Origin of the sequence: Frankia sp. CcI49, assembly GCF_001983215.1 — a bacterium.
In the GTDB taxonomy this organism is placed as follows: Bacteria; Actinomycetota; Actinomycetes; order Frankiales; family Frankiaceae; genus Parafrankia; species Parafrankia irregularis.
This window is the reverse complement of record NZ_MOWP01000025.1, coordinates 1-24,451: the sequence shown is the minus strand read 5'-3', so window position 1 is coordinate 24,451 and position 24,451 is coordinate 1. Positions and strand designations below refer to the sequence as shown.

The 24,451-nt window shown below is 69.4% G+C and carries 16 protein-coding genes and 2 tRNA genes; 10 read left to right on the top strand and 8 right to left on the bottom strand.

The window, feature by feature from the left end:
* Nucleotides 1–33: 33 nt before the first annotated feature.
* Entirely contained in the window at nucleotides 34–1,239 is a 1,206-nt protein-coding gene (locus CcI49_RS21415) for a nuclease-related domain-containing protein (protein WP_054568978.1), read from the bottom strand.
* 900 nt (nucleotides 1,240–2,139) lie between these two features.
* Between CcI49_RS21415 and CcI49_RS21405 the strand changes: the two genes are divergently transcribed.
* A complete protein-coding gene (locus CcI49_RS21405) occupies nucleotides 2,140–4,356 on the top strand; it encodes a heterodisulfide reductase-related iron-sulfur binding cluster (protein ID WP_054568980.1) in 2,217 nt (738 codons plus the stop codon).
* A gap of 483 nt (nucleotides 4,357–4,839) precedes the next feature.
* Here CcI49_RS21405 and CcI49_RS21400 read toward each other — a convergent pair.
* From CcI49_RS21400 to CcI49_RS21390, 3 genes are all read right to left on the bottom strand, one after another.
* Nucleotides 4,840–4,910, bottom strand: a tRNA-Gly gene (locus CcI49_RS21400).
* A 149-nt stretch (nucleotides 4,911–5,059) separates the two neighbouring features.
* Nucleotides 5,060–7,507, bottom strand: a complete 2,448-nt coding sequence (locus CcI49_RS21395; protein WP_083749650.1) for a glycosyl hydrolase family 65 protein — start codon at nucleotides 7,505–7,507, stop codon at nucleotides 5,060–5,062.
* Nucleotides 7,504–8,280, bottom strand: coding sequence for an HAD-IA family hydrolase (locus CcI49_RS21390; protein WP_054568981.1), 777 nt, complete (start codon nucleotides 8,278–8,280; stop codon nucleotides 7,504–7,506). Before CcI49_RS21390 ends, CcI49_RS21395 begins: the two co-directional genes overlap by 4 nt.
* 176 nt (nucleotides 8,281–8,456) lie before the next feature.
* On the opposite strand from CcI49_RS21390, the gene dcd reads away from it, so the two are divergent.
* Together dcd and CcI49_RS21380 are read left to right on the top strand one after the other, a co-directional pair.
* Nucleotides 8,457–9,080 (top strand): dCTP deaminase, encoded by a 624-nt coding sequence (gene dcd, locus CcI49_RS21385; RefSeq protein WP_054568982.1) that lies wholly within the window; start codon nucleotides 8,457–8,459, stop codon nucleotides 9,078–9,080.
* Between the two features lie 529 nt (nucleotides 9,081–9,609).
* The gene (locus CcI49_RS21380; protein WP_006540654.1) at nucleotides 9,610–9,816 is read left to right on the top strand and encodes a cold-shock protein; all 207 of its coding nucleotides are present in this window, start codon (nucleotides 9,610–9,612) and stop codon (nucleotides 9,814–9,816) included.
* On the opposite strand, the gene CcI49_RS42125 is transcribed toward CcI49_RS21380, so the two are convergent.
* Complete coding sequence (locus tag CcI49_RS42125) at nucleotides 9,809–10,201, bottom strand: hypothetical protein (RefSeq protein WP_076828880.1); 393 nt, start codon at nucleotides 10,199–10,201, stop codon at nucleotides 9,809–9,811. The two genes, CcI49_RS21380 and CcI49_RS42125, sit on opposite strands and share 8 nt — an antisense overlap.
* Nucleotides 10,202–10,246: 45 nt before the next feature.
* A complete protein-coding gene (locus tag CcI49_RS21370; RefSeq protein WP_076828877.1) occupies nucleotides 10,247–12,205 on the bottom strand; it encodes a serine/threonine-protein kinase in 1,959 nt (652 codons plus the stop codon).
* A gap of 375 nt (nucleotides 12,206–12,580) precedes the next feature.
* Here CcI49_RS21370 and CcI49_RS21365 point away from each other — a divergent pair, with 375 nt between their 5' ends.
* The 5 genes from CcI49_RS21365 to CcI49_RS21345 all read left to right on the top strand — a co-directional run bounded on the left by CcI49_RS21365 (nucleotide 12,581) and on the right by CcI49_RS21345 (nucleotide 20,347).
* The gene (locus tag CcI49_RS21365) at nucleotides 12,581–13,471 is read left to right on the top strand and encodes a class II glutamine amidotransferase (protein ID WP_054568984.1); all 891 of its coding nucleotides are present in this window, start codon (nucleotides 12,581–12,583) and stop codon (nucleotides 13,469–13,471) included.
* 768 nt (nucleotides 13,472–14,239) lie between these two features.
* Entirely contained in the window at nucleotides 14,240–15,139 is a 900-nt protein-coding gene (locus tag CcI49_RS21360; RefSeq protein ID WP_076828875.1) for an LLM class F420-dependent oxidoreductase, read from the top strand.
* A 418-nt stretch (nucleotides 15,140–15,557) separates the two neighbouring features.
* The gene (locus CcI49_RS21355; protein WP_076828873.1) at nucleotides 15,558–16,667 is read left to right on the top strand and encodes an ABC transporter ATP-binding protein; all 1,110 of its coding nucleotides are present in this window, start codon (nucleotides 15,558–15,560) and stop codon (nucleotides 16,665–16,667) included.
* Nucleotides 16,664–17,425: an ABC transporter permease gene (locus CcI49_RS21350; protein ID WP_054568987.1), complete on the top strand. Its 762-nt coding sequence runs from the start codon at nucleotides 16,664–16,666 to the stop codon at nucleotides 17,423–17,425. The genes CcI49_RS21355 and CcI49_RS21350 overlap by 4 nt, the downstream gene beginning before the upstream one ends.
* A gap of 132 nt (nucleotides 17,426–17,557) precedes the next feature.
* Nucleotides 17,558–20,347, top strand: a complete 2,790-nt coding sequence (locus tag CcI49_RS21345; RefSeq protein ID WP_076828871.1) for an FUSC family protein — start codon at nucleotides 17,558–17,560, stop codon at nucleotides 20,345–20,347.
* On the opposite strand, the gene CcI49_RS21340 is transcribed toward CcI49_RS21345, so the two are convergent.
* Nucleotides 20,278–20,802 (bottom strand): hypothetical protein, encoded by a 525-nt coding sequence (locus CcI49_RS21340; RefSeq protein WP_241840177.1) that lies wholly within the window; start codon nucleotides 20,800–20,802, stop codon nucleotides 20,278–20,280. The two genes, CcI49_RS21345 and CcI49_RS21340, sit on opposite strands and share 70 nt — an antisense overlap.
* A 347-nt stretch (nucleotides 20,803–21,149) precedes the next feature.
* On the opposite strand from CcI49_RS21340, the gene CcI49_RS21335 reads away from it, so the two are divergent.
* Nucleotides 21,150–21,238, top strand: a tRNA-Ser gene (locus CcI49_RS21335).
* Between the two features lie 127 nt (nucleotides 21,239–21,365).
* Here CcI49_RS21335 and CcI49_RS21330 read toward each other — a convergent pair.
* Nucleotides 21,366–22,340, bottom strand: a complete 975-nt coding sequence (locus tag CcI49_RS21330) for a LysR substrate-binding domain-containing protein (RefSeq protein ID WP_076828869.1) — start codon at nucleotides 22,338–22,340, stop codon at nucleotides 21,366–21,368.
* 255 nt (nucleotides 22,341–22,595) lie between these two features.
* On the opposite strand from CcI49_RS21330, the gene CcI49_RS21325 reads away from it, so the two are divergent.
* The gene (locus CcI49_RS21325) at nucleotides 22,596–23,264 is read left to right on the top strand and encodes a class I SAM-dependent methyltransferase (RefSeq protein WP_076828867.1); all 669 of its coding nucleotides are present in this window, start codon (nucleotides 22,596–22,598) and stop codon (nucleotides 23,262–23,264) included.
* Nucleotides 23,265–24,451: the final 1,187 nt, after the last annotated feature.

Genomic DNA, 24,451 nt, shown 5'->3' with positions numbered 1-24,451 from the left:
CCGGGAAACCTGGTTGCCTGGCCGAGCCCGGATCTACAACTTGGAGCCCGGCTCCCCCGGGGTGCCATCCGTGGTGTTCCCGCCATCATGAGCACCCGGCGACGCCTGCTGGTCGGTGCCGGCCTGAGCAGGGCCCGCCGCGCCGCCCTTGGAGAGCAGCGGTCGGCCCTGTGCGGCTTTGGAATCGCCGCCGCGCTCCGGCTGTACTGACGCCAGGATGCGGCGCCCTCGCCTGGCTCCCGGGCGGACCGCGGGGGCGTTCGGAGCCAGCGGCGCGAGCCCGGAGCCGGTGCTGCCCGGTGGCACCACCGAGTCTGTCGTGGCGCCGGTGCCGAACCCGGCCGTGGGCTCGTCGGAGCCGGAGCGGGCCCTGCGCAGGCCCCGGCGTTCGACGAGATCCGCCTGCCGGCCCAGATCTGCTTCGATCTGCGCGAGGCGGTCAAGCATCCCGGAAGCGTCGCCGCCGTTTTCCTGGATGGTGCGCAGGGCGTCCATCAGGGTGAGCCACTGGTCCCGATCGACGACGATTTCCTCGGCGAGCCGGTTCGACGAGTACGGCGGAAACAGCCGCTGGGCGGCGGCCACCACCTGCTGTACCTGCCCGGGGTTGAGACGCCCGGGCTTGTGCCGGATGTAGTCGACCACGTCCTTGACGTTCAGGACGGTTACTCCTTCGAGAGCACCGTCCTTCCACAGGACGCTCGCCTCGACCATCACCAGGATCGGGTAGGTGGGGAACTTCAGCATCGGGAGCGCGGCCCGGATCTGGTTGCGCACCTCGCCGCCCAGCCACGCGGTCTTGTCGATCGCCGGCTTGAGGGATTCCCCGTCCACCACCGCGCCGCCCTTGGTGTAGCGGACGACGCCCTTGTTGGTGTCACTGCCGAGGATCATCACCCCGCCGGGGCCGACCAGCAGGTGGCCGATGGTGGCCTCCGAGTACGGCACGGCCCGGTCGTGAAGGATGACGTACCCGCGCCGGCGCAGCCGGGAGATCGCGTGTGCGGTCTTCCGCTCGGCCTCGGCCGCCTCGCGCAGTGTTTCGACGTCCGGTGACGCACCGAAGGCGGCCAGAGCCATGCCACCGGGCCAGATCACAAGGAGGGCCACGAACACGGTGACCCCGAGGCTGGGCAGGCCCAGCCCGAAGCCGATGACCAGGCCGAGGCCGAGGCCGACGATCGCGGCGCGGATGGCCGCCCGAGGAACGTCACGCGCGATGCGGTCACGTCTGACCATCGCCTGGTTCTCCCGCGCACGGAGATACTCAGTGTGCTGAGAAAAGCCAGGACGCCCGGCCCGACCTGTCGTCGGCCTGGTGCTTGTCACCATCGTGCCCACCATGGATCGCAGGGTCGTCAACGTCGTCGGGACCCGCCCCCAGGAGCGCACCGGGTGCCCTGGTGGCGGCGCTGCTGCCAGCGCGCAGCGTCATGCGCCCCCGACCAGCGCGCGAACGAGCCGCCACGGTCCGGACCAGGACACTGACCCATGGTGGGGCGGGACCCGCGGTCATCTCAAGAGTTGACATCAACCCGCGCGATGATCCATGAGTTGTGGGTCGGTGGCTGGCTGGTCGTTGCGGGCCGCAGCGTCAGGTCGTCTGGCCCGACCTGGAAGTAGTGGTCCTGGTCGTGGCTCTTGGTGTGGCTGGTCGGGAACGGACAGTGCGGAGCGTTGTGGTTCTGGCGATTGTCTGCCACTCAAAGTAGCAGGCTCTCCTGCGTCTCGGGCAAGATCGGCCCAATAGGTGCCCGATCCCGCGACGCTCGGACCACGTCGTGGCAGGGTCGGGGGCGGTGGGTATCACGAGGTCGGGAGTCGCCCCGGTGGCTCGACCTCTCCGGGGTGCGGTGGGTGAATGGAGATGAGATGGAGCGCCGTCGGTGATCTGAACGTGTCCCTGGTCACTCCGCTGGTCACCGGTCGTGAGGTCCCGGCGAGGCTTGCTTTCCGGAGCGCAGCCGGCGGCCGAGGTGCAGTGTGCGATGGTCGCGCAGGGCTCCGGAGTCGTGGCCGTTGGTGGTGTGGCTGTCGGGATCGACAAGTTACTGGCCGGTAGGAGTAGGCTCGCCGCGTCGTCGGGCAGCATCCGGGCAGCCCCAGGCAGAGGTGGATAGCACAGCAGATGGAGGACCTGTGAGAATCGCGATCGGTCTAGCGATCACGCTGATCGCTCTCGCGGTGGCCGGCCGCCGCGTCTTCTGGCTGACCAGACTGATCAGGTCTGGCCAGCCCGCAGAGGGCCGGCTCGATGATCTGCCGACCAGGATCTGGACGGAGATCAGCGAGGTAGGAGGCCAGCGCAAGCTGCTGAAGTGGTCCGTACCCGGCCTGGCGCACTTCTTCACCTTCTGGGGATTCACCATCCTCGGGTTGACGATCGTCGAGGCCTACGGGGCCCTGTTCGACCACGACTTCCACATCCCGCTGTTCGGCGACTGGGCGATCATCGGGTTCCTGGAGGACTTCTTCGCGGTCGCCGTCCTCGCGGGCCTGCTCACGTTCACCATCATCCGGCTGCGTAACGCCCCCGCCCGGCTGGACCGCAAGTCCCGCTTCTACGGGTCCCACATCGGCCCGGCCTGGGTCATCCTCGGCATGATCACCCTGGTCATCGTGACCCTGCTGATCACGCGTGGCGCCCAGTTCAACGCCGGTACCCACCCGCAGGGCGACACCAAGTGGGCGTTCGCCTCCTGGCTGGTCAGCGAGCCGCTCAGCGCCTTCTCGGTGCACACCAACGAGGACATCGAGACGGCGTTCCTGCTGCTCAACATCGCGATCATCATGGGCTTCCTGGTGCTCGTGGTCTACTCCAAGCACCTGCACATCGGGCTTGCGCCGATCAACGTCATCCTCAAGCGCGAGCCGGTTGCCCTGGGCCCGCTGGGCACGACCCCCGACATCGAGAAGCTGATGGAGGAGGACGAGCCCGTCGTCGGTGTGGGCAAGGTCGAGGACTTCTCCTGGAAGGCCATGCTCGACTTCGCCACCTGCACCGAGTGCGGGCGGTGCCAGAGCCAGTGCCCGGCCTGGAACACCGGCAAGCCGCTGTCGCCCAAGATTCTGATCATGGACCTGCGCGACCACCTGTTCGCCAAGGCTCCCTACCTGCTCGCGCCCAAGAAGGACGAGGAGGGCGAGGAGACCACGACATCGGCCACCGCGTCCGCCGAGGAGACGTCCGAGAAGCACGCGGTGCACCATGTGCCGGAATCCGGCTTCGGTCGGGTGCCCGAGCCCGGTCAGCCCCAGGTCGACCGCCCGCTCGTCGGGACCGAGGAGGAGGGCGGGGTCATCGACCCCGACGTCCTGTGGTCGTGCACCAACTGCGGCGCCTGCGTGGAGCAGTGCCCGGTGGACATCGAGCACGTCGACCACATCGTCGACATGCGGCGTTACCAGGTCATGATCGAGTCGGCGTTCCCGTCCGAGGCCGGCGTGATGCTGCGCAACCTCGAGAACAACGGCAACCCGTGGGGCGTCTCGCCGCGGTCGCGCACCGAGTGGACCGAGGGCCTGCCCTTCGAGGTCCGCATCCTCGACGAGGGCGAGCAGATCCCGGACGAGGTCGAGTACCTCTACTGGGTCGGTTGCGCCGGTGCGATCGAGGACCGGGCCAAGAAGGTCGCCCGGTCGTTCGCCGAGCTGCTGCACACCGCCGGGGTCGAGTTCGCCGTCCTCGGCAGCCAGGAGTCGTGCACCGGTGACCCGGCCCGCCGCCTCGGCAACGAGTACCTGTACCAGGAGATGGCGAAGGCCAACATCGAGCTCCTGAACGAGACCGGTGTCAAGAAGATCGTCGCCACCTGCCCGCACTGCTTCAACAGCCTCGCGCGGGAGTACTCGGCACTCGGCGGCAACTTCGAGGTCGTCCACCACACCCAGCTGCTCGGCAAGCTCGTCGAGGAGCGCAGGCTCGTCCCGATCACCCCGATCGAGTCGTCGGTGACCTACCACGACCCGTGCTTCCTCGGCCGGCACAACAAGGTCTACACCCCGCCGCGGGAGATCCTGGAGGCCATCCCGGGCATCCGGGGGCAGGAGATGCACCGCTGTAAGGACCGGGGCTTCTGCTGCGGCGCGGGTGGTGCGCGGATGTGGATGGAAGAGAAGATCGGCAAGCGGGTCAACGTCGACCGCATGGAGGAGGCGCTCGGCCTCGACCCCGACGTGGTCTCGACCGCCTGCCCGTTCTGCATCGTCATGCTCTCCGACGCGGTGACCGAGAAGAAGCTGGCCGGCGAGGCAAAGGAGAGCGTCGAGGTTCTCGACGTCTCCCAGCTGCTGGCACGCTCCCTTGCCGCCCCGCCCACACCGGCCGCCGCCGCGGCTCCGGCGGAAGGCGCATAACCCTGCGGGTGCCGTAGGCAAATCGAACTGACCGGACGGGGCGTGGCGAACGGGCCACGCCCCGTCCGGCATTTCCGCGCCCCGCGCCGCATGGTTCGGCCACCCGAAGTAGCCGGGGGGACTCGAATCTTCGAGCCGCGGCCTCCGGGCGCCGTGGGGGTTGGTGCCGTGGCCGGGCAGGAGTTGAGGATTTTGGTCGCCCTGACACCAAAATCCGCAACTCTTGCGGATCGTCAAATAACCCTGCGCCCGCTGTGTCTGGTCCTGAGGTGAATTGCCGGAGCGGCGCGACGGCGCCGGATCCCTGGGGGCAACCACCGTGAACCGGTAACCATGGTGAACCGGACGTCCTCGTCGAAGGCACGATGCCCCCCCCACCGGGGCAGTCATGCCGGGGGCTCGGGGGCTCGGGGGACGCCCCCCGAAAAAATAACGGCCCACCGGGCAGCCCCCACAAGGGGGCAACCACAGTGAACCGGCTCGAGCGGGCGACGGGAATCGAACCCGCGTTGCAAGCTTGGGAAGCTCGTGTTCTGCCTCTGAACTACGCCCGCATGGTGCATCCGCATCCTACCGGACGAGCGCGCCACACGGCGTGGCGCCACCCCTGACTTCTCGTCCAGGCTGGGCTTCCGGACGTACAGGGTGTCGACGGGCCGACCGGGGGACGGTCTGTGGAGTCGGGTAACTGAGCGATCGTGGATTACCGATCATGCTGCTCGGGCCGGTCGCCGGCGCCGGCACCGGCGCGGGCGTTGTCGGCGCGGCGTGCCTCGGCACGTTTCACTTCGCTGCTGTCCACCTGGTGCAGGAAGCGCAGCGGCTCCCGGCCTGGGGGCTGCTGCGGGCGTTCGAGCTCCGGGGCGGGGGGTACGTCCAGCGTGCAGGCCTGGCCGGGCGGAATCCGGACTTCCTCGCCGTGGTGCACGATGGTCATCCCGTCGCCTTCGAGCACCGTGTAGGTGGCGGACGAGGCGAAGACCTCGACTCGGAGGTGGCGGGACCGTACCCGTAGGCCGAAGGAGAGCCGGGTGAGTCCTTCGGGCAGTCGGGGCGCGAAGGAGAGCAGCCGTCCGGTGTCGCGCAGCCCGCCGAAGCCTTCGACGAGTGCGATCCAGCTGCCGGCGAGGGAGGCCACGTGCAGCCCGTCGCCGGTGTTGTGCTCGATGTCCTTCAGATCCATGAAGGCGGCTTCGCGAAGGTAGTCGTGGGCGAGTGACAGGTGCCCGCATTCGGCGGCCATCACCGCCTGACAGCAGGCGGAGAGCGACGAGTCCCGGACGGTGAGTGCCTCGTAGTAGGCGAAGTTGCGTACCTTCTGCTCGGCGGTGAAGGCATCGCTGCGCCGCTGCATGGCGAGCACCAGGTCGGCCTGTTTCACGACCTGCTTGCGGTAGAGGTCGAAGTACGGGAAGTGCAGCAGCAGGGGGTACTGCTCGGGCCTGGTGCTGTCGAAATCCCACACCTGGTGATGGGTGAACCCCTCCGACTGCGGATGGACCCCGAGATGCACGTCGTAGGGGATGTACATGTCGTCGGCGGCGTCCCGCCAGTTGGCGGCGGTCTCGGCGTCGACACCGAGGGCGCGTGCGCGCTCGGGGTGGCGCTGGACGGCGTCGGCGGCGCCGATGAGGTTTCGCTGGGCCATGAGGTTGGTGTAGACGTTGTTGTCGGCGAGCGCGGAGTACTCGTCGGGTCCGGTCACACCGTCGATGCGGAATTTCCCGGACAGGTCGTGATGCCCGATGGAGCGCCACAGCCTGGCCGTTTCGATCAGGATCGCGAGGCCGACCTCCACCTCGAAATCCGTGTCCTCCGTCACCCAGACATACCTGATGACGGCGTCGGCGATGTCGGCGTTCACGTGGTAGGCGGCGGTGCCGGCGGGCCAGTAGCCGGAGCATTCCTCGCCGTGGATGGTTCGCCAGGGAAACGCGGCTCCGTCCAGGTTGAGCAGCTGCGCGCGCTCGCGGGCCATCGGGAGGATGGAGTGGCGCCAGCGCAGTGCGTCGGCGGCAGCTGCCGGCGCCGTGTAGGTCAGTACGGGTAGCACATAGCTCTCGGTGTCCCAGAAGGCGTGACCGTCGTAGCCCGGGCCGGTGAGTCCCTTGGCGGGGATCGCCCGGCGTTCGGCTCGCGCGCCGGCCTGCAGCACGTGGAACAGTGCGAAGCGGACGGCCTGTTGAACCTCGGCGTCCCCGTCGACCTCGACGTCCGCGCACCGCCAGAACTCGCCGAGGTACTCCCTCTGTTCGTCGACCAGCCCGTCCCATCCGGTCTGGCGGGCAGCAACCAGCGCGGCGACGGCCTGGTCGCGCAGCGCGGGCAGGGAGCGCTGCTCGGACCAGCCGTAGGCGAGGAACTTGATCATCCGAAGCGTCTCGCCGGCGGCCAGGACGGCCGTCGCGGTCACCCGCCCGGCATCGGGCTCGCTTTCCGAGCTGACCCCGAGCGAGCGGGGACCGTCGAAAATGTGGTCCATGGCCGCGGCGACCCGGATGTCGCTGTGCCGGGTGCAGTGGACGAGCTCCACCATGGAACCCCGGGCCCGGTGCCGCTCCGAGACGAGCGGTGACTCCAGGACCGCGGCCGCCCGTGGATCGCCTCGACGCATCGGAAGCTGCTCGTTGGCGACCAGTTCGGACTGGATGACGATGCGTGCGGAGCCGTCCACCGGCTCGATCTCGTAGGAGATCGCGGCGACGGATCGCTGGGTGAAGGAAACCATCCGCTGGGAGCGGATCCTGATGCGCTGACCGGCGGGAGACACCCAGTCGGCCTCCCTGGACAGCACGCCTTCACGGAAATCGATTGTTCTGGTATGGGTCAGCAGATCTCCGTACCGCACGTCGAACGGCTCGTCGTCGACCAGCAGGCGAATAATCTTTCCGTTGGTGACGTTGATGACCGTCTGGCCGGATTCTGGATATCCGTAGCCCGCCTCGGCGTAGGGCAGCGGCCGCAGTTCGTGGACGGAGTTCAGGTAGGTGCCGGGAAGCCCGTGCGGGTCGCCCTCGTCGAGATTCCCGCGCAGGCCCACGTGCCCGTTGGAGAGCACGAACAGCGACTCGGAGCGGGCAAGGGCGTCGATGTCGAGGCCGTGTTCGGTCAGCGACCAGGCCTCGATGAGGTAGTTCGGCTTGCCGATCACACGGTTCTCCCGGCGGCGACGGCACCCAACGCCTGCCCGCCGAGCAGGTCGGCGAGATCCTTGACGACGATGTCGGCGCCGCTGTGCCGCAGGGCGTCGGCGTGGCCGATCCGGTCCACACCCACCACGTAGCCGAAGGCGCCGGCCCGCCCGGCCTGCACGCCCGCCACGGCGTCCTCGAAGACCGCGGCCGCCTCGGGCTGGACCCCCAGAGCCTGTGCGCCGGCGAGGTAGGTGTCCGGAGCCGGCTTCCCCGCCAGGCCACGTTCCTGCGCGACGAGACCGTCGATCCGTGCGAGCAGCAGCCGCTCGATTCCGGCCGCCCGGACGACCTCGGCGCAGTTGGCGCTGGACGACACGACTGCGCGCGGGACGCCGGCCTCGTCGAGCGCCTGGAGGTATCGCACCGAACCTTCGAAGACCTCGACGCCGTCCCGTTCCATCCGCTGTAGGAGCAGGATGTTCTTCCTGGTCGCGAGGGCGTTGATCGTCAGGCCCGAGGGTGGGTCGCCGGGCACACCCGGCGGCAGGTGGATGCCCCGCGAGTCCAGGAACGCCTGTACGCCGTCGGCTCGCGGCCGCCCGTCGACGTAGTCGGGGTAGTCGGTGCCGATGTCGAAGGGAACGTACGGATCACCGGAGCGTCTGGCCCAGTTCTCCAGGAAGTCGTCGAACATCTCCTTCCAGGCGGCGGCGTGCACGGCGGCGGTGCGGGTCAGCACACCGTCGAGATCGAACAGGCACGCCCTGATGTGATCCGGTAGCCCCAACATCGGTCCCCATCCTGGATCAGGGTCAGCCGGCAGGCCGGCAGGCCGGCAGGGGCGCCGGCGACGTCCTACCGGCGGCGACCTGCGCACGGTTTCGAGTTCGAGGGGCTACTTACCCGATAACTGCACGCGTTCCACCCCACGGCAACAATCCGGCGCTCTGCGGTAGCGTCCGGGACGTGCTGCTGTCAGATCGGGATATCCGTGCCGAGATCACTACCGGCCGTGTGCGGCTCGATCCCTACGACGAGCGGCTGATCCAGCCGTCCAGTGTGGATCTGCGACTGGACCGTGCCTTCCGGGTCTTCCAGAACCACCGCTACACCCACATCGACCCGGCCGTCGAGCAGGAGGATCTCACCGAGCTCGTCGCTCCGGAGGGCGACGAGCCGTTCGTGCTGCATCCGGGGGAGTTCGTGCTGGGGTCGACCCTGGAGATCGTGACCTTGCCGGACGACCTGGCCGGGCGTCTCGAAGGCAAGTCGAGCCTGGGGCGCCTGGGGCTGCTCACCCACTCGACCGCGGGCTTCATCGATCCCGGCTTCTCCGGGCACGTGACGCTCGAGCTGTCCAATGTCGCCACGCTGCCCATCAGGCTCTGGCCCGGGATGAAGATCGGCCAGCTCTGCCTCTTCCGGCTGTCGTCGCCGGCCGAGCACCCCTACGGCTCGGCGATCTACGGCTCGCGTTACCAGGGCCAGCGTGGGCCCACCCCGTCCAGGGCCTACCGCGACTTCACTCGGACGACGGTCCCCGAGCTTGCTGAGGTCGCCGAGGTCACAGAGGCGCCCGGGTACAACTGATCGTCGGGATCGTCGGGATCGTCGGGATCGTCGGGATCGTCGGGATCGTCGTGCGGCGTCGAACCCGCGCGGAGGGCCGGAATCGTCGCGCTCGCCCTGGTAGGCGACGTCCTGGCAATCCCCAGCTCTGCCTTCGGCGAGCCCGATTTCGATGTCACTCGCCCGTGGACGTTCGAAATGGGGCGTTGATTGCACCCGGTTGAAGGAAATCCTCGTGATGCACAGCTGTCGGCACGCTCCACCGAGACCGCCAGCCGGTCGTCCACTTGTCCACAGATCACCCTCGGCCGTGCGGATCCATGGTAAAGGGGACGTACACGGTGCGACCGGGTGGCGCACCCGCGAACCGCATGGCATCACTCTCCCGTGAGGCCGTCCGCGGGTCGGGGGTGTACGGTGGTCCCGTTGCTCTTCTCCTTGGTGCCGCCGGTCACCACCAGGATGGCATCGCGGTAATCGCCAACGGCGGTTGTCGGCATAAAGCAGGAACACCACGTGGGTGCGCCGTAGCAGGGGAACGAGGAAAAACGTGTCCGAAGGTACTGTCAAGTGGTTCAACGCCGAAAAGGGCTTCGGCTTCATCACCGTCGACGGCGGAGGCCCTGACGTCTTCGCCCACTTCTCCTCGATCGTGGGAGACGGCTACAAGTCCCTCGAAGAGGGGCAGCGAGTTTCGTTCACGATCGAGCAGGGCCAGAAGGGTCCGCAGGCTGCTCAGGTGCAGCCCCTCATCTGATCTGTTCGAACTGCGGCCAGCTCGGCCGGGGATCGGCCTCACGGCCTTCCTCCGGGCGAGCCCCATGAGGTCGCGGTAGTCGCGACCGCGGCGGGGTGACAACCGGCCCATCCCCGCCGTCGGTTCGTGGCACGATCGCTGCGTTGTCGCGTCCGTACCCGGACGCGTCGACGCGGAGGGCCACCGGCAGACCGCGAAGGGCCACCAGCAGGCAGAGGGCCACCAGCAGGCAGAGGGCCACCAGCAGGCAGAGGGCCACCAGCAGGCAGAGGGCCACCAGCAGGCAGAGGGCCACCAGCAGGCAGAGGGCCACCAGCAGGCAGAGGGCCACCAGCAGGCAGAGGGCCACCAGCAGGCAGAGGGCCACCAGCAGGCAGAGGGCCACCAGCAGAGACGTTCAGGCCGGGCGGCCCTTTTTCATGTCATGGCGTCAGTGGTCCACGTACTTCCCGTCGCAGCTGTAGGTGCGGGTCCTACCGTCACCGTTGTCGTCGACGTAGCTGAGCTTGACGCTCCCGCCGTAGATCCACCCGGCGGTCGTGGTGCCGTCCAGGCGGGCCCACCACCAGACGTTGTCGTAGCTGTTGACGACGCTGCAGTGCAGCCAGACCTTCAGCCCTCTGGCGAGCTTCGAGACGGTGGAACAGGTTGCGTACGGCCCCGTGCGCAGCGGTGCGTCCTCGACGAGCACGGCGTAGCCGTCGCCGTTGTAGCTGTGGCTGGGGCTCGCGGGGCATCCAGGAGCGGTGGTGCTCGCTGTGGCAGGGGGCTTCGACACCGCGGCGGCCGGGCGTGCCGACGGAGAGGTCGTCGGCGTGCCCGATGCGGCGGTGGTCGGGGACGCGCCGGGCGGCTTCTGGGTTGATCCCGGTGCGGCGCTCGGGTCGGCGGCGCCTGGTCCGCCCGGGCCTGCTGCGCCGGGGGTGGTGAGCCCTGGTCCGGGCAGCACGGCGTCGGGGCCAGCCCCCTTGGGTGCCACGCGACGGGACTGATCACCATCGGGACCAGGGCCGCCCACCGAGGCGGTCATGGGCGTCGTTGGCGCCGGCTCGTCGGAGCGTGGGAGCAGCACGGCCACAAGGGCGATCGCCGCGACCGCCGCCACGGCCGCGATCGCCGCAAGCAGCCACGGCGGCCGGGCGCCGGGAGGCTTGCCAGGCGACGGCGACGGCGGCTGCGACGGGTGGCGGGCGGCTGTTCCCACCGGTGCCTGGGCGTATCCGCGCGCGGGAAGGCGTCCCGGGCTCGCCGGGTAGTCGCCGGAGCCCGTTCTGACACCCGGCATCGCACCCGGTGTTGAGGTTGGTATCGCGCCTGGGACATGGGTCGGCGGATCCACCTGCGGTGCGCGTGGCTCAGGCAGGCGGGCGACGCGGTAGCGAGTGATCTCCGCCGCGACGGTCGGGGGAAGCCAGTCAGTCGTGAGGCCCTGGTGGTCCTGGGCGGTCAGCCGCCCGAGGGGAGCCGCGAACTGGCAGAGCTCGATCAGTTCGGTCGGCGTGGGCCGCGACGTGGGGTCCTTTGCCATGCAACGGGACAGGATGTCGCGCAGGTCGTCCGAGCAGCCCGCCCAGTCCGGCTGCTGGTGCTCGATGCGGTGGAACACCGCGGCGTCCACTCCGAACGGCGGGCGGCCGGTCAGCGCGAAGTAGGCGGTGGAGCCCAGGGCGAAGATGTCGCCGGGGCGGTCGAGGGGCCTGCCCTGGACCTGTTCCGGGGCCATGAAGGCCGGGGTCCCGAGCCGGGCGCCGGTCTGGGTCATCGCCGCCGTGGCCGCGTCGATCGCCCGGGCGACCCCGAAGTCGATGACGCGCGGGCCGTCCGGCGCAAGAATGACGTTCCCCGGTTTGAGGTCGCGGTGAACCACGCCGACCCGGTGAATGGACTGCAACGCCTCGGCGACGCCGGCAATCAGCATCAGGACGGTCGATTCGGGCAGCACACCGGTCCGGGCTATGGCGACCGCGAGGGAGGGCGCGGGAACATAGGCGGTCGCGATCCACGGGCGAACGGCGTCGACGTCCGCGTCGATGACCGGGACCGTGTACGGGCCCTGCACCCGCTGCGCGATCGCCACCTCCTTCGCGAAACGAGCGCGGAAGTCGGGATCGGTGGCGAACTCCGGCCGCACCACCTTGAGCGCCAGCGGACGTCCGCCAGGGGTGTGTGAAAGGTAGACCGCGCCCATGCCGCCCTCGCCGATGCGGGCCTGGAGCGGGTAGCCGCTGATTTCGTAGGGATCGGTGGCGGCCAGCGGGGCGAACACACCGTCCCAGGACGGGCGCGCCGACCGGGGCCGGTCCATGTCTCGGCCCGGCTCCAGCCCACTGGGCCGGTCAAACGGCTGGCCCGGGTCTGGCCTGGCCGCAGTGGGTGGCGTGCTGCTCATCCTGCCCTCCGGGCGCTGCCGGCGTGCCGCCGCGGTGCCACGGTGATCCCGATCATGGGCAACGGAGGTAGACCACTGGTAGATCACCTGATGCGGACGCGTCTCGTGTCCTGGTGTCTCGGTGTCCTGGTGTCGCGGCAAGTCCGTTTTCATCATATTGGCTGACCTGCGGCCCGACCGTCGGGGCCTGCATCGGCTGCGGTGCCCGGCGTGACTGCCCGAATCCTGGGCAGGTTCCAGGCGATGTCATGGATTCGGCCGGCTGCGGTCGGCGGACCACGGACTGAGCAACGCGCGGATGACCGCTGGTGATCTGTGCCCGTGGGGACGGCTCCTGGGGCGTGGGGACGACTCCCGGGTGTGAGGAGGTCATGTATGTGCCATCTGTTCGCGATGAGCGGCGGCGCGGAGCGGATCGAGGCGACCTTCTGGCTGCTCGACGCCCCGGACAACCCCCGCACGCAGACGCGCCGCCCGCCGGACGGCGCCGGCCTCGGTGTCTTCGCCGAGGACGGAACCGCGCAGGTGCGCCGGCAGGCGATCCGTTCGCGCGCCGACACGGCGTTCGCGCGGGAGGCGCAGCAGGTGACCTCCACCACGTTCGTCGCGCACGTTCGGCATGCCTCGACGGGGCGGGTCGACGACGCCAACACCCACCCCTTCCTGCAGGACGGCCGGATCTTCGCCCACAACGGGGTGGTCGAGGGCCTGGACAAGCTCGACGCCGAGCTGGGGCCGGCCCGTGCGGGCGTAGCCGGCGACACCGACTCCGAGCGGTACTTCGCCCTGGTGACACGGGAGATCGCCGCGCGGGACGGAGACGTCGGCGAAGGAATCACTGCCGCGGTGAACTGGATCGCCGAGAACCTGCCCCTGTACTCGATCAACATGGTGCTGGCCACTCCGCGTGAGCTGTGGGCGCTTCGCTACCCGGACACCAACGGCCTGCACGTGCTTCAACGCGCCCCGGGTGGGCGTAACCAGCGTCATCTCGACCACGCGAGCCCTTTCAGCGAGATCCGGGTCCGGTCCGTTGACCTGCGGACGCGACCCGCCGTGGTGGTGGAGAGCGAGCGGATGGACGAGGACCCGCGATGGCGCCTCATGGCCAGCGGTGAACTGCTGCACGTGGCTCCCGATCTGTCCATGACCTCTCGGCTGGTGCTTGCCGGACCGCCGGCGCATGCGCTGGATCTCGACGACCTTCGCCCGGAGGCGGCCGCCTCGCAGACCGCCGCGGTGCCCGACATCCAGATTCCCGCCTGAACGTAGCGAGGCGGACTGCGAGGCAGCTGACCGTGGCCTGTGGATAACGTGTGGAAATCATGTGGAGAGCTGTGGACACCTGTGGTGGATGTGATCGCGATCCTGGGAGTTCGGCGGTATGAATTGCCTGCTGGGAGGGCTTTCGCCGCCCCGCGGAGCCACGCTGCCGCACGCGGGCTTCCTGTGGATGACCTGTTGACAGCCTCAGCTGCTTCCGTCGCGGGCGCTGGGTTGCCAGCCCCGTCGGCGGGGTCGGCGCGGCTTGCCGATCGCCCGGTCGGTGCCTGGCGCCAGGCCCGATCGGGCCGGTGGGCCGACCACGGGGGAAGGGTGTGAGAAGCGCCCGGTTCAAACCCGCGACCTGCGCTCTTCCCGCCTGAGCCCGCCGGACGGCTGGTTGCTCAGGGGTCACGAGGTCCCCGCCGAGGGTGACGATCGTCCTCCTGGCTGGCTATGGTCGTTACAGGGTCCGTCTCACCCGATCCGCCGTTGTGGTGGTGGCATCTCGACTTCCCGGGCGAAACCCACCACCCCCAATCCGACACGGTTCGCTTAACCTCTTTCGTTTCAAGATCGAAATGGTGGTCCGGTGGGCCGATGATTCGTCACCAACGGGTCGGATGTAACCGATGTCCACCGGCCAATCGGGGTGGCATACCCGTCAGGACCACACCGAGACGTGAGGAGGGCCGCGGCATCGGGTAGGACGACCCGATCGGATCGCGGCGTCGATGACGACGATGTGACCAGCGAGAAGGGATCACAGAAGTGACCATGAATGTCGCCAGGATCGGGCTCTGGATGTCCGCGAGGCAGTGGCCACATGGCACGGCCGAACGTCGCGACACCGCTCAGGAGCTTGCGGAGCTCGGCTACGACATGGTCTGGCTGGGCGGTGCCACGGCGGACCTCGAGCTTCCGGCGGCGTTGCTGGAGTCCACCGAGCGCCTGTGCGTCGGTACCGGGATCCTGAACATCTGGACCGAGTCGGTGGACCTGCTGGCCGACACCTACGGAATGCTGGAGAAGGCACACCCCGGCCGCCTGCTGCTGGGCGTGGGCGCGGGGCACGCGCGGATGGTCGAGAGCGTGACCGGCCGCCGCTATCGTCGGCCACTGGGCGCCGTGATCTCCTACCTGGAGGCGCTCGACGCGGTCGGCATCCCGGCGTCGGCGCGGGTGCTGGCGGCGCTGGGCCCACGCATGCTCGGTCTGGCTGCCCGCCGGTCGGCCGGGGCACATCCCTACCTCGTCACGCCCGAGCACACCCGGATGGCGCGGGAGATCCTCGGGCCGGGCGCACTTCTCGCACCCGAGCAGAAGATCGTCCTGGAGACGGACCCGGCCCGGGCGCGGGCGATCGGCCGGGCCGCACTGTCGATCTATCTGGAACTGCCCAACTACACGAACAATCTGCGCCGGCTCGGCTTCACCGACGCGGATCTGGCCGCGGGTGGCAGCGACCGTCTGGTCGACGCGCTCATTGCCTGGGGCGACCTGGACAGCATCCGGACCCGGCTGGAGGAGCACTGCGCGGCTGGCGCCGACCAGGTCGCGGTGCAGATCCTCACCGACAACAAGCAACTCCCGCGGGCCCAGTGGCGCATCTTCGCCGCCGGGCTCGATCTGAGGCCACCGGCGGTGGCCGGCGCGGTCAGCGGAATCTGAGCCCGAAAAGACCCCGGCACTGTGTGGCCGGGCCCGTTGGCGATGGTCAGCGAACAGTTCGCGATGGTCAGCGAACAGTTCTTTCTGGCGGGCCGGCCGGCGATAACACTTCGCCGCCCGGCCCGATCGGGTATCGGCGCCTACTCGCGCCGGTAGTCGCGCCTGTTCTCACACCCTCGTTGTGATCATGTGACGATCTTGCGCTGACAGTGCGATCACTGCCTGCGAAGGCGGTGTGCCTGCCAGGCCGGCTGGTCGTGCGCGCGGCTCCGTACTGTGTCGGGAGCCCGACAGGCCAATTACCTACCGGGTTCACCCCATGGTTGGGAAGTGTCGGCTGGCGATGCAAGTATCGGGTCGGCGACCGACGGCTCCCACAGCCGTCGGCGCTCGCGATCATGACCATGAAGGGAGTGTGATGATCGAGGCACGAGGGCTGACGAAGCGCTACGGGCGCACCGTCGCAGTCAACGCCCTGTCCTTCACCGTGCAACCCGGCCGGGTGACTGGCTTTCTCGGCCCGAACGGCGCGGGCAAATCGACGACGATGCGGATGATTCTCGGGCTTGACCGGCCTTCGGCCGGCGAGGTTCGAATCGGCGGCCGCCGATACACCGAGCTGAAGGAGCCGCTGCGCGAGGTGGGCGCCCTGCTGGAGGCGAAATGGGTGCACCCCAATCGCTCCGCGCGGGCGCACCTGCGCTGGATGGCGGCTTCCAACAGGATTTCCGCGAAGCGTGTCGACGAGGTTCTGGACGCTGTGGGCCTGACCGCGGTCGCCGGTCGCCGCGCGGGCAGCTACTCGCTGGGCATGGCCCAGCGGCTGGGCATCGCGGTCGCGCTGCTGGGCGACCCGGGCGTCCTCCTGTTCGACGAGCCGGTGAACGGGCTCGATCCAGAAGGCATTCTCTGGATCCGTCAGTTCATGCACCGGCTGGCGGACGAGGGCCGCACTGTCTTCGTATCCAGTCACCTTCTCTCCGAGATGGCGCTCACCGCGCAGGACCTCGTCGTCATCGGTCGTGGCCGGCTCATCGCGCAGACCAGCACCAAGAGCTTCATCGAATCGGCCGCCGACTCCTCGGTGCGGGTACGCGGGCCTGAGCTGGCGCGGCTGCACAGCGTCCTGGCCGGCCAGGGGCTGGCCGTCCAGGAGCAGGCGGCCACCGAGGACACTCCGGCGGTGCTGGTCGTGCGTGGAAGCTCCACCGAAGCGGTCGGTGAGCTGGCAGGTGCCGTGGGGCTGGTGCTCCACGAGCTCACCGAGTCGCGTGGCTCGCTGGAGCAGGCCTTCATCCAGATGACCGGCGGCGAGGTCGAATACCAGGCCGGTGGAGGCACCGCGCCAGCCCCCTCGGGAGTCGCCGTGCCAGTCGACGCGCAGGTGGCGTTCGCTCCGCCTGGGCCGGTCTCCGGGGCGCCCGGTTTCCCGCCGCCCGGGRCCGTACCGGCGCCCGGTGGCGGGTCCGGCCCGGCTGCCACTCGGGAAACAGCCAGCCGCGGTGGTCAGGAGGGCCCGGCTCAATGACACTCATGACAGTCGAGCGGATCAAGCTCTTCTCCACCCGCTCCCCGTGGTGGTGCATGATCATCACGGTGGCGCTGACCGTCGGCCTGACCGCCATCTTCAGCGCCGCGACGAAGCCGGACGACCTCAGCGACCTCACCCCGTCCGTCACCCAGTTCGCCTACAACTTCGGGCTCGTCGTGATGATGGTGATGGCGGCGCTCACCGTCACCACCGAGTACCGGTTCGGGACGATCAGGTCGACCTTCCTCGCCGTTCCCGGTCGGACGCAGGCTTTGCTGGCGAAGACGGCCGTCGTCGCCGGGCTCGCCGGGATTGTCGGTGAGATCACCGCGGTGGGCTCCTGGGCCATCGCCAAGGCGATCAGGCCGGACGCACCGCTGGCACTCGACACCGGCCAGGAGTTCCGAAACGTTTTCGGGGTCGGGCTGATCTACCTGCTCGCGGCGGTCTTCGCGATCGGCCTCGCGCTGCTGATCCGGCATACCGCCGGGGCCATCGTGGTCATGCTCGTCTATCTCTTCCTCGCGGAGAGCCTGCTGCCGGCCATACCCCGGATCGGGCCCCACATCCAGGACTGGATGCCCTTCATCGTCGGAAACAACTTCGTCGTCGCGGGCCAGCTCGAGACGGACGACGGGCCGCCGGTCATCGAGGGCCTGCCGTTCGGGCCGTGGGGATCGCTGCTCTACTTCGCCGCGGTCTGCTTCGGTCTGCTGGCTCTCGGCCTCATCAGCGCCAAACGCCGGGACGCCTGACCTCCGTCGACATTCGTCCGGTAACCTGCGCGCCCCGACCGGGTCCCCTGGTCGGGGCGCGCTCCGCGTTTCGGCGGGAGGCGCCCGCAGCCGGACGCATCGGGCGCTGCCCGCCGGGTAGCGCCTACTACGATGCGACAGCGACAGCGACGGCGGCGGGTCTGGGCTCGCGATCCGGGGCATTTCGGCGCCACCTCGGCGGCTCGGGTCGCGATTGTCGCGCCAGCCGCGCTCGCGCTCACCGTCGGGATCGCCGGTAACGTGCGAATGAGCCTCTTCGCCTGGTTCGCCGTCATCGCTCTCCTCGAGTTCGTCGAGTTCGAGGGCCCGCGAACAACGCGGCTGCGCGCCTATCTCACGCTCACGGCGACCGGCGCAACACTGATCGTCCTCGGGACGCTCTGCTCGCGGTCGATCTTTCTCGCGGTCACCATGACCGCAGTCGTCGCGTTCGTCATCCTGTTCTCCGGCGTCCTCAACCCCTATGTGGCCGTTGCCGGACGTTCCGCGTTACTCGCCTTCGTTCTGGCGGTGATGACACCGGGGCCACTGACGGCGATACCGGAGCGACTCGCGGGGTGGGCCATCGGCGCGGCGGGTTCGATCACCGCCGTGATGCTCCTGAGGCCGCGCCGTCCGCCCGACCGGCTGCGGGCGAACATCGCGGCGGTCTCCCGCGCCCTGGCCAGCGGGGTGGCCTGGCCCGCAGCGGCGGAGTCGGCGGCGCAGACAGCGCGGATCTGGACGGAGCTGCGGCGGCTGCGACGCGAGTTCGCCGCCACGGTCCATCGGCCCACGGGGCTCGGCGGGCGGGCCGCGGCGCTCGGGTACGTCTTCATCGACCTCAACTGGCTGATGCCGTTCGCCCTGCCCTGGCCGGAGCGGGACCGGACAGCACGTGCCTGCTTCCCCGCCGAGGCCGCTGAGCTGCACGCCGCGGTGGCAGCGACGCTGCAGGCCATCTCCACCCGGATCGAGCCGGCCGCGCCGGCATCGACCGGGTCTGCCGCCGCCGGTGATGACCGGCTCGGCATGGCTCGCCTGGAACGGGCCGAGCGCGCGATCCGCGCCGCGCTTCTGGCCTTCCTGCGCAGCCAGGAGCACCAGGAGCACCAGGAGTATCAGGAGCGGCAGGTTCGGCAGGGTCGGCATGATCATCTGAAACACGAGAATCGCGGAGAGGAGTGGCAGGCCAGGGCCCGGGCGCGGGGGAGCGCAGGATTCGGCCCGGTCCGCGCCGAGCACGCCGCCGCTGAGGCGTTTCGGCTGCGCAGGCTCGCTCGGGGCACCCGTGACCTGGCGCTCAACGTCCTGAAGGCGACCGCGTCCACCCGTGGCCTCGGCTCCATCGAGCGCCTCCGGCCCGCGAAGGCCGCCACCGGCCCCAGGCATTCGTGGCGGGAGCGCTCGTGGCGGGAACGAGGCACGGTCGCGACCGACGTCGCCGCCGGGTACGCCAATCCGCGATCGGCCTGGTTCCGCAACAGTGTGCGTCGAGCGCTCGGGCTTTCGCTGGCTGTCCTCATCGCCCAGGCCGTAGGGGTCGACCACGCCTTCTGGGTCGTGCTGGGAACGCTGTCCGTCCTGCGGACCAATGCGCTCGCGACCAACGCGGCGGCAGCGAAGGCACTCGCCGGCACCGTTCTCGGGATCGTCGTGGGCGGCCTGACCGTGGCCATCGCCACCGCCGGCGGCCACTGGGCCGCGCTGTGGGCGGTGCTGCCGATCGCGGTCTTCCTCGGCAGCTACGCCCGCCGCGTGGCAGGTTTCGCGCTCGGTCAGGCCGGCTTCACGACCGCGGTCATCCTGCTCTTCAACATCGTCGCACCCGAAGGGTGGCAGGTCGGAATTGTTCGGATCGAGGATGTTCTGATCGGTTTCGCGGTCAGCATCGCGGCAGGCGCGCTGCTGTGGCCGCGAGGCGCGGTCGCGGTGCTGCGGGCTCGGGCCGAATCCGCGTATCTGACCGCGGTGGATTTCCTCGAGACCACGGTGGCGAGGTTGCCCGGCACGCTCGGACCACGCGTGGGGCTGGAGGCCGGGGCTGGTGACGAGCCGGTCTCGGGGGCGGGCGCGGGGCATGAGGCAGGCGCTGAACCTGGGGCGGGCGCTGAACCTGGGGCGGGCACGGCGCGTGGGGTGGGTATGGCGCTTGGAGTGGGTACGGGGGCTGCGGTGGCAGCGCGGGAATCGGATGCGGAGGTGGCGGAGGAAGCGCGCCGCGCGATCCGGTCCGGTCGTCTCCTGGACGACGCCATGCGCCATTTCCTCGACGAGGACCCTCCGGAGCGGTTCGACATCGACGCGCTGATGATGATCGCGGCCGGTGCGCAGCGGATGCGCCGTACGGCACAACTACTGCGGCATGGGGACGTCCGCTGGCCCCCGGACCTGTCCGACTTCGACAGGACGTCGGCATTCGGCGCTGCCTTCGCCACGGCCCGCGAAGCGCTCGCCCAGGATCTGGATGGTCTCTGCGACTGGTACCGCCGTTTCGCGGTGGCGCTTGGGGCCGCCTGGCRCCCACCCGAGCCCGACCTCGCCCCGGGCGGCGGCGGACCGGCCGGTCTGGCGGTGCTTCATGAGGTGGAGCACCTGCCAGGCCACCCAGAAACACTCGCCGGCATCGCGTTCGCCGCCCGGGCCAGCTACCTCGACATTCTGCGGGGAATCGAGCCCATGCTCACGGCGGCCGCCACGGCACTCGAACGAAGGTCCGACGGTGGCGCTGACGACGACGTGGATCGTCTGTGGTCCTCCGCCGAGGATGCCGCGGACAGGGATCCGTCCAGGGGTGTCGCCGGGAGTGCGGGCAGTGTGGGCAGGGTGGGACGGATTGTGGCGGATGATCATCAGGGTCCGAAACCCCACAGGTCACGGCCTGCCTCGGTGCGCTCGCGCGCCTTCATCCGGGCCTCGTAGACGTGCCGGTGCCCATCGGTGAGCTGGTCACGGACCCGCTCCTCGGTGGCGACAAAAGGGCGATAGTACAGATCGTCGTATTCCTCGACGATCTGGAAGGTCCACCGGCCGTCCAGGACGTTGCGGCCGTACAGCTCGCGGCGGACCTCGCCTGCGACCTGCTCGTGCCCGGCCTCCCGTAGTGCGTCCAGCGCCTCACCGAGAATGATGTCGGCCCGCCCCGAAAGCTGGTGGAACGAGTAGAGCGCCCCCCGGGCCCGTTCCACCCACTCGAGTGCCTCACTCAGCCGCCCGGTGGCGTTGACCGTCGCCTCGTCGAGATGCGGGACGGTGCGGTCTTCCGGGGCCGAGCCCGCCCCGTCGGTGACCGTGGTCGGCGGCGTGTTCACCTGGCTTGTCAGCCGGGTGACGTGATCCGGCCGACTCGCGGGTTTCTGATCATGTGTTCTGGTCACAGTCTCGACCTGCCCTGATCGCCGTCGACACAACCCATCGGCGGAGTCGCATGATCGCAGGGCATGTTCCCCAGATCAGATGCTCGTCGGACCACCAGATCAGGCCGCATCGATCCGCTCGGTGACAGCCCGGCCCTCCGGCGTCGTCGGGCCATCTGCCGGTGCAGCCACGACGCCAGGAGGTGATCGCGAACGGCTCGATCGAACGGGCCCTCGGCACGCCCGACGCCGGAGCTGCGATACTCGACCATGACCACCCGGCCGGCGACGGTCCGGACGGTCACGCGGAACAGGCGCGGAACGGCCCTACGGACGATCGGGGCCAACCGGGCTGAAGCTGCAGGTCAGGAGGGCTCGCCTAGTGGCCGATGGCGGCGGTCTTGAAAACCGCTAAGGGGAGTGATCCTCTTCGTGGGTTCGAATCCCACGCCCTCCGCTCTGTGATGTCTCGGGACATCGGAGACAGCCGGACCTACGATTCGCGGGTTCGGCTGTCGCGCGAATCCCGCCCGGGACAGGGCGCGTGACCTCGCCCCCCTGCCGAATCACCGCCGTCGAAGTGCTCAACCAGCCACCGGCCGCGTCACGACGTCCGGCCCCGCCGCCGCCGAGCCGCCGGCGAGTGCCTGTCTCAGGCAGTCACGGACCCGGCCGCGCAGCCAGCGATGCTGGCCGTCCGCGTCGTGACGGGGATGCCAGGCCTGGGACAGCAGCAGCGGTGGGAGCCGCAGGTCGAGGTCGAGCGGGACGAGGCCCAGCGCGTCCAGCTGAGCCCGGCCGAGCCGGATCGGTGCGATCGAGACGAGATCGCTGTTCGCCACCAGCACCAGGGCCGCGGCGTGGGTCGGTACGGCTGCGGCGACCTCGCGGCGCAGGCCGTGGGCGGCAAGCATCTCGTCCATCGGGCCGCTTAGTCTGCCCCGGCGGGAAGCGGTCACGTGCCGGGCGGCTGCCAGCCGGGCGAGTGTGACGGGTCCTGTGGTCAGTGGATGGCCGGCGCGTACCACGGCGATCGCCCGCTCCTCCCCGACGGCCTCGGTGAGGATCTCTGGGGCGGTCGAGTCGATCTCGCCGATCTCCAGGTCGGCCGTGCCGTCCCGGAGCGGGTCGGACCGCAGGTCCGGCTCGGGGAGGAAGCGGAGCCGGACACCGGGTGCCTCGGTTCCGAGCCGGTCGAGGAGATCGACCCCGATCGCGGTGATGAGCAGGTCGCTGCTGAGGATCGTGAACGTCCGGGTCAGCGTCGTCGGGTCGCTGGGCTGCGCCGGTGCGAAGACCGCCTGGGCGCGCAGAACCAGGTCGTGGACCTCGGCGCGCATGGCGAGTGCCCGGGGTGTCGGCACCATGCTGTGACCGGCCCGAACCAGGACGGGGTCGTCGACCGTGCGGCGGATCCGCCCGAGCGTGCGGCTCATCGCGGACTCGGTCAGGTGCAGCCGGCGGGCCGCCGCGCTGACGCTGAGCTCCTCCAGCAGTGCGTCCAGGGCAACCAGCAGGTTGAGGTCGACACCTGACAGGTCCGATTGACTTCGGTGCACTAATCAACTGTACAAGTTGCATTTGAAGCCAGATCGTCTTCTTCCTACAGTCGTGGTGAGCGTTCGAGGGCAGGCCCGCGGCCTTGCCCAGGCCGGCCCGCGGAGCCACTCGGCCCACAGACCCACAGACCCACAGACCCACGGACCCACGGACCCGCGTAGCCCGGTGGCTTCCGGGTCGCCCAGCTGCTTCGCGGCCTGGCTCCTCCGAACGCGGATCCCCTGCCTGCCACCTGAAAGAGAAGGACGATCTTCGTGCCCTCGTCATCGCTGCTCGCCCCGCCCGCCGCGAACGTCATCGACCGCCTGTTCGGTGCCTCAGAAACCGACGACGCGGCCTTCGCCGCGTTCCGCGCGGCGCATGCCGGCTTCGTCCCGCGGGAACTGCCCGCCGCCAGGCTCGCCGAACTCACCGGTGACATCTATATGCCGGTTTCCCGGGAGACCGGCGTCTTCCTCTACCAACTCGTCCGTGCTGTGCGGCCCAGGCTCGTCGTCGAGTTCGGCACCTCTTTCGGGATCGCTGCGGTCCACCTGGCCGCCGCCGTCCGTGACAACGGGGCCGGACGGGTCGTCAGCACCGAACTGTCGCCGAGCAAGGTCGCCGCAGCCCGCGCCAATCTCGCCGAGGCGGGGCTGAGCGATGTGGCGGAGGTCTGGCCCGGTGACGCCCTGGAGACACTCGCCACCCTGCCGGGCCAGGTCGACTTCCTGCTGCTGGACGGCTGGAACCACCTCTACCTGCCGGTTCTGAACCTGATCGAGCCCGGACTGTCGAAAGGAGCGGTGGTCGTCGCCGACGACACGGTGCTGTTCGCCGACGACACCGCGGACTATCTCGCCTACGTTCGCGACCCCGCGCACGGCTACATCTCCAGCCCGCTGCCGATTGATGACGGTCTGGAGCTCTCCACCCGGCTTTGAACCGCGATGCGGTGGCTGGCCTCGGCGCCACCGGGCCACTCGCCGGCGTTCGTGGGCGCGGTGGGGCTACTGCGCTTCCCATGAGGCTTCCCATGAGGGAGTGCGGCTCCCTCGCGAACAGGACGCCGGCGACGGCCGCGACCATCGTCGGCACCAGCAGAGGAACGGCCGCGGGGGCTCGGGTCAGGCGTCCGGCGGCGACGCTGGGCGAATGCCCCCAGCAGGACGACGGCCGGAGTGGTCGCCAGCTCCACGACAACAGGCCTGGCCCACCGCGCCCGGGCGCGGAAACGAGAGGGAGGAACCGCAGCGCGACGAGGGCCGGTTCGGATCTACGGCCTGTGCGCCCAGCCCTGGCTCGATCAACGAGACCAGCCTGGCCGCGGCTTGGTCCGCGGCGCTCACCTGGGTGGGGCGCCCCGACTCCGCCGGGCCGTGACGGGCTCGGCCCGGCGACGGGCGCCGGTCCAGGTCGGTGCAAATCAAGCTGTATGGGTGGATGGTCGCACTTCAGGTCGGTAACCAGTGGCGCTGGAGCTCGTTCTTCCGTGCCGTGCCGCCATCCATAAACCCGGTTGCCGTTCACCCGTTGACGTTAATCCCTCGCAGGAAATCTCGTCCGCCGTGATTAACCCACCGTTCGGGACCCGACCTGGCCGACCATAGAGCGTGAACGCTGTCGATGTTCCTGCTCACCCTTTTGTCGGATTATGGTAGGATAGGCGCTCGAGATTTGTCGCCACGAACGGCTCAGCTCGGACCCTGTCGCCGGTCCGGTAATGCAGTCGCTCCAGCGTATTCTCTTATTTCACGGCGACCACTGGCAGATCGTTCGTCGCAACTACACGGGCTGCCTTGAAGTATTAGGCCAGGAATCCGGGTAGGGATGCGGCGGAGTGGCGCACCGGGAGGATGTCCAGCGTCCCGGTTCGCTGTAGCGGCTGATTGCTCTTGCTGAGTGGTATCGCCGCATGGGGGTGGCCACCTTCCTCCGTCTGAGAAGCGGAACGAGCAAGGGGGTTATCGATGAAGCTCGACAAGAAGCGAGTTTGCGGAATGCTGGTTTCGGTGCCCGCGGCTGCGGTGCTGATGTTTGCTGCACCGGCGAATGCGGCTGCTCAGGGTGGTTCCACGGGCTCGTTTGGGGGCGGTGGGGCTCAGGGTGGTTCCACGGGCTCGTTTGGGGG

What these genes read in the sequence shown, in the direction of transcription:
- CcI49_RS21415 (WP_054568978.1), bottom strand. Translation starts at nt 1,239, where the DNA reads ATGGTCAGACGTGACCGCATCGCGCGTGACGTTCCTCGGGCGGCCATC.
- CcI49_RS21390 (WP_054568981.1), bottom strand. Translation starts at nt 8,280, where the DNA reads ATGTTGGGGCTACCGGATCACATCAGGGCGTGCCTGTTCGATCTCGAC.
- CcI49_RS21370 (WP_076828877.1), bottom strand. Translation starts at nt 12,205, where the DNA reads ATGAGCAGCACGCCACCCACTGCGGCCAGGCCAGACCCGGGCCAGCCG.
- CcI49_RS21365 (WP_054568984.1), top strand. Translation starts at nt 12,581, where the DNA reads ATGTGCCATCTGTTCGCGATGAGCGGCGGCGCGGAGCGGATCGAGGCG.
- CcI49_RS21350 (WP_054568987.1), top strand. Translation starts at nt 16,664, where the DNA reads ATGACACTCATGACAGTCGAGCGGATCAAGCTCTTCTCCACCCGCTCC.